The sequence below is a fragment of the Rhizobacter sp. P1_G5 genome, assembly GCF_056405435.1.
On the sequence record NZ_JBFUCB010000267.1, the window covers coordinates 1 to 7694 of the forward strand.

The following is a 7694-nucleotide window of genomic DNA, read 5'->3' on the forward strand; positions in this document are numbered from 1 at the left end:
GCCGCGGCCAAGCCCGCGAAGGCCAAGCCGGCGGCCGGTCGCAAGACCCGCGGCGGTGCCAAGGCGGCACCGGAGCCCGCGCCGGTGGCGGCCGAGCCGGCCGCGGCGCTGCGCCAGGACACCGCGGCGCTGAAGCAGGATGCGCGGCTGGTCTCGCTGCTGCGCAATGCGGCCGAATCGGCGGCCGGCGAGGACGGCTGGTCGGCGCTCGGTGCGGTCGGCCAGCAGATCGGCAACCAGGCCTCGTTCGACCCGCGCAACTACGGCTACCGCAAGCTGATCGACCTGATCGAGGCGACGCAGCTGTTCGAACTCGACCGCCGCGGCAGCCAGGTGGTGCTGCGCGACAAGCGCCTTGCGAAGAGCAGGGGATAATGCGCCGGTGAAGCGGGCCAGACCGCCGCTGGTGCAAGGCTCGAAAGGGCGCACTGGAGGAAGGTCCGGACTGCACAGGGCAGCGTAGCAGCCAACGGCTGTCCACCGCGAGGTGAGGATCAGAGCAACAGAGACGAGTCGCCGCATCGGTCGCAAGGCCGGCGCGGCGGGTGAAACGGGCAATCTCTACGCGCAGCAATACCAAATAGGCACACGTTGATTCGGCCCGAGGAGTGTGCGGGTAGGTAGCACCGAGCCGGGCAGCGATGCCCGGCCCAGAGGAATGGCGGTCACGTCCGCCGGTTCGCAAGAGCCGGCGGGCGCACAGAATCCGGCCTATCGGTCCGCTTCACACTTTCAACCGGCCATCAGGCCATAGACCCGTTCCGGCGGGATGCGCGGGAACGCGGCGGCGTTCTCGGCGGCGCCCTCGATCGCGAAACCGGCCTGCGACGAATCGCGGCGGTGGGTCTCGCCGACCGGCTTGCCGTTCTTGTCGCTGAGCGTCGCGACGAGCGGGTGCGGCCCGCTGGTGGCCCGGCGGATGACGACGCCCACCTCGCCGGAGTGCAGCCGCACCAGGCTGCCGGGCGGGTGCACGCCGACCGTCCGGATCATGGCCATCGCCAGTTCATCGCCGGCGCTTTGCTGGAAGAGCTGGCGCGTGGCCATCTGCGGCGTCATCGCCGGGCGCTTCTCGCGCGCGCTGATCTTGGCCATGTAGACGTCGGCCGCGCGCAGCACGCGGGCTTCCGGGGTCGGTTCGTGGCCCTTCGGGTAGCCAGCGCCGCCCAGTTGTTCATGGTGGCCCAGCACGGTCGCCAGCCAGGTCTCGTCCTCGACACCGACGCCCTGCAGCATCGCGACCGAGGCTTCGGGATGCGCCCGGATCTGCTCCAGCTGCTTGCGGGTCGGCGGCGTGTCCTGGGCGGCCATCGTGGCCTGCAGGTCGAGCATCGACAGGTTCATCGTCAGCGCGGCACATCCGAGCGAGGTGCAGCGCTGCGGCGTCCACCCGAGCTGGCGGCCCGTCAGCAGTGCCAGCGCAGCCACCCGCACGGCGTGGCGGAAGGGGTAGAGCGCAAAGCGGCGCTCTTCCTGGCGCATGCATTCGAACAGCGCCACGTCCGGATCGCGGTCGACCAGCGCCTGCAGCACGGTGAAGAAGGCCGTCAGCGCCGCGCCCTGCGCCTCGCGGCGCTGGAGTGCGCGCGCCACCTGGTCGAAGTGATGCATCAGGCGCTCCCAGCGGTCGAACACCGACAAGGCAGCCGCGGCCTGGGACTTCTTCGCAGCGGCCGCCTGCGCCTGCCGGGCGGCCTCGACCAGCGGCCGTTCGGCCCAGGCGCCGCGCTCGTGCAGGCCGTCGAGCTGGCGCTCGTCGAGCAGCACCTGTCCGGCGTTCAGCAGCAGCCGCTCGTGCGTGTCGAGGATCCGGAACGGCAGCGGCTCGCCCACGTGCAACAGGTCGCGCACCTGGACCAGCGGAACACGGTCTGTCGAGGAGCTCATGGCGCGAGTGTGAGGCAAGCGGGGGCGCGGGTCGACCTCGCAAACGCGCATGGCGCCCCAGTCGGCCCGCTACACTCGACGCTCCGCATGAACCCCGACGCACAACAACTCTGGCGCGCACCGCGCTGGGCGCTGGCCGCGCTGCTCGCCTGCCTCGGCATGCTGGGGCCCTTCTCGATCGACACCTACCTGCCGGCCTTCACCGGCATCGCGCAATCGATTGGCGCGACACCGGTCGAGATGCAGCAGACGCTGTCGGCCTACCTGTTCGGCTTCGCGGTGATGAACCTGTTCCACGGTGCGTTGTCCGACAGCCTCGGGCGCCGTCCGGTCGTGCTGTGGGGCATCGCGGTGTTCACGCTCGCGTCGGCCGGCTGCGCGCTGTCGCAGCACATCGGCGCGCTGGTGTTCTTCCGCGCGCTGCAGGGCATGTCGGCCGGGGCCGGCATCGTCGTCTCGCGCGCGGTGATCCGCGACATGTTCCCGCCGGCCGATGCGCAGCGCGTGATGTCGCAGGTCACCATCTACTTCGGCATCGCGCCGGCCATCGCGCCGATGGTGGGCGGCTTCCTGTTCGTGCATGTCGGCTGGCATGCGATCTTCTGGTTCCTCACCGCCGTCGGCACCGCGCTGTGGATCGGCAACTGGCGGCTGCTGCCCGAGACGCTGCATGCCTCGCAGAAGCAGCCGTTCAACGTGCGCCACCTGATGCGCGGCTACTGGCAGCTGGGCTCGAACCCACGTTTCCTGATGCTCGCGCTCGCGAGCGGCATTCCGTTCAACGGCATGTTCCTGTACGTGCTGTCGGCGCCGGTCTTCCTCGGCGACCACCTGCACCTGCAGCCCGGCCAGTTCTTCTGGTTCTTCCTGATCACCATCAGCGGGATCATGGGCGGCGCCTGGTTCTCGGGGCGGCTGGCCGGCAAGATCAAGCCGCACCACCAGATCCGCCACGGCTTCGTGATCATGCTGGTGGTGTCGGTCGTCAACCTCGCGCTGAACCTGCTGTTCGTGCCGCAGGCCTGGTGGGCGCTGCTGCCGATCGGCATCTTCGCGTTCGGCTGGGCACTGATGGTGCCGGTGGTCACGCTGATGACGCTCGACCTGGTGCCCGAGCGGCGCGGCATGGCCTCGTCGTTCCAGGCCTGCATCGGCAGCCTGGCCAACGGGCTGGTGGCCGGCGTGATCGCGCCGCTGGTGATGCATTCCACGCTCTGGCTCGCGATCGCGTCGCTGCTGATGAYGAGCATCGGCGTCTTCGCCTGGATCTGGGTCAAGCCGCGCGTCGTGATCAAGCTCAAGCCGGCCGCCTGACGGTCGATATCGCGAGAGACGCCCCGAGTTCCGAGGGCGTGCCGGGAGCGTTTCCATGTCCACCATCCTGTCTGGCCGCCTTGCCGCGGCGTTGCTCGGCCTGAGCCTGGCCGCCGTGGCGGCGCAGGCCTCCGACGTCCATGCGCCGGACCCGCGCAACTCGCCGGTCAAGCCGATGAAGGATGCCGACTCCGACAAGCCGGCCGCCGCCAAGGCGGCCAAGGCCCGCGGCTTCGAGGACCCGATGGATCGCCTGCGCCAGCGCCTGGCCGAGAAGCTCGGCGCGCAGCCGGCCGAGGCCAACCCCGACATCGTGCGCGTGGCCAACCGGCCGGGTGCGGCGTCGACCACGCCGGTGCGCTCGGCGGTGTCATCCTCCGGTGGTGGTGGCGGTGCGGCTGCGCTGGATGCCACGCAGGGGGTGGCCGAACCACGTGCGATCGCCGCGCGCCCGTCGCGCTCGGTCGTCGCCGCGCATGGTGCGTCGCCGCACTGGGATTACAGCGGCGAAGGCGCGCCGGAGAACTGGAGCAAGCTGAAGCCCGAGTTCAGCGCCTGCTCGAGCGGCAAGCGGCAGAGCCCGATCGACATCCGCGACGGCATCTCGGTGCAGCTCGATCCGGTGCAGTTCGACTACAAGCCCAGCAGCTTCAAGGTGCTGGACAACGGCCACACGGTGCAGGTCAACGTGGCGCCGGGCAACTCGATCGAGGTGATGGGCCGGCGCTTCGAGCTCGTGCAGTTCCACTTCCACCGCCCGTCGGAGGAGCGCATCAACGGCCGGCAGTTCGACATGGTCGCGCACCTGGTGCACAAGGATCTCGAAGGCAAGCTCGCGGTGGTCGCGGTGCTGCTGGACCGTGGCAGCGTGCAGCCGATCGTGCAGACGGTGTGGAACAACCTGCCGCTGGAGAAGGGCGACGAGGTCGCCGCCCGCGCGACGCTCGACCTGAACGCGCTGCTGCCGTCCGAGCGCGGCTACTACACCTACATGGGCTCGCTGACGACGCCGCCGTGCAGCGAAGGCGTGCTGTGGATGGTGATGAAGCAGCCGGTCGGAATCTCGTCGGAGCAGATCGGCATCTTCTCGCGGCTGTACCCGATGAATGCGCGGCCGATCCAGTCGGCGAGCGGGCGGTTGATCAAAGGTTCCAATTAGACGGAGCCCCCACGTCGCTTCGCTCCTGCCCCCCGAGGGGGCGCCTCCCGGCGGCCCGGCAAAGCCGGCTCCGCGGGAGTTGCTTGATGGGCACTTCGCTGTGCTGGTGCGGGCTTGCTGCGACCTCGTGGATGTCTACCGGGCCACCCACCGCACGCCGGTCGTTTTTGGTGCCAGACCGCCCGCGCTTGGCGCTCCGGCACCCAWGCCACGCCCCCGTTTGGGATCCCCGCGCGGCCCTGATTCCCCCTCTTTCCCCGCTACCCTGGGCGCCTTCCGGCTGGCACGTCCGTTGCATGTATACAAGAAGGTGTTCTAAACGGCGGCGATCGGGATCGTGCACTGGCGAACGGGCATGACTCCTGCGAACCCACTTCAGCGGCGACGCACAGGAGCGCAGAAATGACGCAAGAGACGACCCAAGAGACGACGCAAGAGAAGTTGACGGCCGGCTTCCATCGGCGGGATGTCCTGAAGGGCGCCGGCGCGGCGCTCACCCTGGGTGGCCTGGGTGGCTTCGGCAGCCTCGCGAACGCGCAGGCCCCGATCACCGCCGGCTTCATCTACGTCGGCCCGAAGGACGACTTCGGCTACAACCAGGCGCATGCCGAGGCGGTGGCCGAGATCAAGAAGCTGCCCGGCATCAAGGCGGTGGAAGAGGAGAACGTCCCCGAGACCACGGCGGTGCAGAAGACCATGCAGGGCATGATCTCGCAGGACGGCGCGACGCTGCTGTTCCCCACCTCGTTCGGCTACTTCGACCCGCACATGCTGGCGGTCGCGGGCAAGAACCCGAACGTGCGCTTCGCGCATTGCGGCGGCATGTGGACCGAGGGCAAGCACCCGAAGAACACCGGCAGCTTCTTCGGCTACATCGACGAGTGCCAGTACCTGAACGGCGTCGTCGCCGGGCACATGAGCAAGAGCAAGAAGCTCGGCTTCATTGCCGCCAAGCCGATCCCGCAGGTGCTGCGCAACATCAACGCGTTCACGATGGGCGCGCGCTCGGTCGATCCGTCGATCACGACCACGGTGATCTTCACCGGCGACTGGTCGATGCCGGTGAAAGAGGCCGAGGCCACCAACAGCCTCGCCGACCAGGGCATCGACGTGTTCACTATGCACGTCGACGGGCCGAAGGTGATCGTCGAGACGGCCGCCAAACGCGGCAAGTTCGTCTGCGGYTACCACGCGAGCCAGGCCAAGCTCGCRCCGRMSGCGTACCTGACCGGTGCCGAGTGGAACTRGATCACCGCSTACAAGACCATCATCGATGCGGCGCGCACCGGCAAGCCGCACCCGAACTTCGTGCGCGGCGGCCTGAAGGAGGGCTTCGTGAAGCCGTCGCCGTACGGCGCGATGGTGTCGGCCCCGGCGAAGAAGGCGGCCGACGACGTGAAGGCCGCGATGCTGAAGGGTAGCTTCGACATCTTCAAGGGCCCGCTGAAGGACAACGCCGGCAAGACGATCATCGAGGCGGGCAAGGTCTTCAAGCAGACCGATCCGGCCCTCGAAGGCATGAACTACCTCGTCGAAGGCGTCGTCGGCAAGACCGGTGCGTAGCCCGGATGCCAATCCGGGGAGCGTCCTTCCATCATGAACGCACGCCACGCTGAATCGCTCGAAGCCGTCGCGCTGCCGCTGCTCGCGATGGCCGGCGCGCTGCTGCTGTTCGGCGCCTTCGTGTGGCTCGGCGGCAAGAGCCCGGTCGACGCGTGGACGCTGCTGTTCAAGGGCGCATTCGGCGACTGGTTCTCGTGGCAGAACTCGCTGCAGCGCGCGGCACCGCTGATGCTGACGGCGTTGTGCGTCGCGATCCCCGCGCGGGCCGGGCTGGTCGTGATCGGCGGCGAAGGCGCGCTGGTGCTGGGCGGCCTCGCGTGCGCGACCTTGCCCTACCTGATCACGCCGCCGGCCAACGCGTTCGGCAGCGCGCTGCTGCTGATCGCCGCAGCCGCGGCGGGTGCGGCGTGGATCGCGCTGGCCGGCCTGCTGCGCCAGCGGCGCGGCGTCAACGAGACGATCAGCAGCCTGCTGCTCGCCTACATCGCGGTGGCGCTGTTCAAGCATTTTGTCGAGGGCCCGCTGCGCGACCCGGCGAGCCTGAACAAGCCGTCGACGCGACCGATCGCCGATGCACTGCTGATCGGCGGCATCGGCGGCAGCGACATCCACTGGGGCCTCGTCTTCGGCATCGTTGCCTGCATCGCGCTCGGCCTGTGGATCTTCCAGACGCCGTCGGGCTTCGCGACGCGCGTGGTCGGCGGCAACGCGCGTGCCGCGCTGCTGGTGGGCCTGCCGAGTGCGCGATTGATCGTGATCGCCTGCGCGATCGGCGGCGCCAGCGCCGGCCTGGCCGGCGGCATCGAGGTGCTGGCGGTGCACACCAGCGCCAACGCTGCGCTGATCGCGGGCCTCGGCTACACCGGCATCCTGGTGTCCTTCGTCGCGCGCCACAACCCGTGGCTCGTGATGCCGGTGGCGGTGCTGTTCGGCGGCTTCGGCGCGGCCGGCAGCCTGCTGCAGCGGCGCATGGACCTGCCCGATGCCTCGGTGCTGGTGCTGCAGGGCTTCGCGTTCCTGCTGATCCTCGCGAGCGAGGCCTTGCGCGGCAGGCTTTTCGTCGCGCGGGCGAAGCCGGCCGCGCTGCCGCCGCTCGTTGCGCCGACCTCCGCGCAGGTGAGCACATGAGCAGCATGGAGTTGTTCTTCAACGTGCTGATCGCCGTGCTCGGCGGTGCGATCCGCGTCGGCACGCCGTTCCTGATGGTGAGTCTCGGCGAGTGCGTCACCGAGAAGGCCGGCCGCATCAACCTCGGGCTCGAGGGCGTGCTGGTGTTCTCCGCGATGAGCGGCTTCGGCGGCGCGTACCTCAGCGGATCGGCCTGGGTCGGCGTGCTCGTCGGCGGGCTGTCGGGCGCCGCGCTCGCGCTGCTGCACGGCCTGGTGTGCACGCTGCCGCGCGTCAACGACATCGCCGCCGGCATCGCGCTGATGCTGCTCGGCAGCGGGCTCGCGTTCTACCTCGGCAAGCCGCTGATCCAGCCGCAGGCGCCGCAGATCCCCGCGCTGGCGCTCGGCGAATGGAGCAGCTCGGCGCAGATCCGCTCGGCGCTGCAGGTCAATGCGCTGTTCCCGATCGGTGTCGCGCTTGCTGCGCTGCTCGCGTGGGGCTTCAAGGCGACGCGCTTCGGGCTGGTGCTGCGCATGGCCGGCGATTCGAGCGATGCGGCGCGCTCGCTCGGCTACTCGGTCCACGGCATCCGCATCGCGGCCACGGTGATCGGCGGCTTCATCGCGGGCCTGGGCGGTGCCTCGCTGTCGCTGCACTACCC

7 protein-coding genes and 1 other RNA gene are annotated in these 7694 nt (G+C 69.5%); 7 read left to right on the plus strand and 1 reads right to left on the minus strand.

Annotation, left to right across the window (positions count from 1 at the left end):
* Together AC1D12_RS18335 and rnpB are read left to right on the plus strand one after the other, a co-directional pair.
* A partial coding sequence (locus AC1D12_RS18335; RefSeq protein ID WP_477842074.1) for an OST-HTH/LOTUS domain-containing protein occupies positions 1-375 on the plus strand: 375 nt, incomplete at its 5' end.
* Positions 376-384: 9 nt separating this feature from the next.
* An RNA gene (gene rnpB, locus AC1D12_RS18340) (RNase P RNA component class A) lies at positions 385-730 on the plus strand.
* A gap of 2 nt (positions 731-732) precedes the next feature.
* Here the strand turns inward: rnpB and AC1D12_RS18345 are convergent.
* Positions 733-1887 (minus strand): HD-GYP domain-containing protein, encoded by a 1155-nt coding sequence (locus AC1D12_RS18345; RefSeq protein ID WP_477842076.1) that lies wholly within the window; start codon positions 1885-1887, stop codon positions 733-735.
* An 87-nt stretch (positions 1888-1974) separates the two neighbouring features.
* Here AC1D12_RS18345 and AC1D12_RS18350 point away from each other — a divergent pair, with 87 nt between their 5' ends.
* From AC1D12_RS18350 to AC1D12_RS18370, 5 genes are all read left to right on the plus strand, one after another.
* Positions 1975-3201: a multidrug effflux MFS transporter gene (locus AC1D12_RS18350; RefSeq protein WP_477842078.1), complete on the plus strand. Its 1227-nt coding sequence runs from the start codon at positions 1975-1977 to the stop codon at positions 3199-3201.
* Positions 3202-3256: 55 nt separating this feature from the next.
* Positions 3257-4360 carry a carbonic anhydrase gene (locus AC1D12_RS18355; RefSeq protein WP_477842080.1) on the plus strand — a complete coding sequence of 368 codons (1104 nt, stop codon included), beginning with the start codon at positions 3257-3259 and terminating at the stop codon, positions 4358-4360.
* A gap of 402 nt (positions 4361-4762) precedes the next feature.
* Entirely contained in the window at positions 4763-5923 is a 1161-nt protein-coding gene (locus AC1D12_RS18360; protein WP_477842082.1) for a BMP family ABC transporter substrate-binding protein, read from the plus strand.
* A gap of 33 nt (positions 5924-5956) precedes the next feature.
* Positions 5957-7051 (plus strand): ABC transporter permease, encoded by a 1095-nt coding sequence (locus AC1D12_RS18365; protein ID WP_477842084.1) that lies wholly within the window; start codon positions 5957-5959, stop codon positions 7049-7051.
* Between the two features lie 5 nt (positions 7052-7056).
* On the plus strand, positions 7057-7694 hold a 638-nt coding region (locus tag AC1D12_RS18370), incomplete at its 3' end, for an ABC transporter permease (protein WP_477842086.1).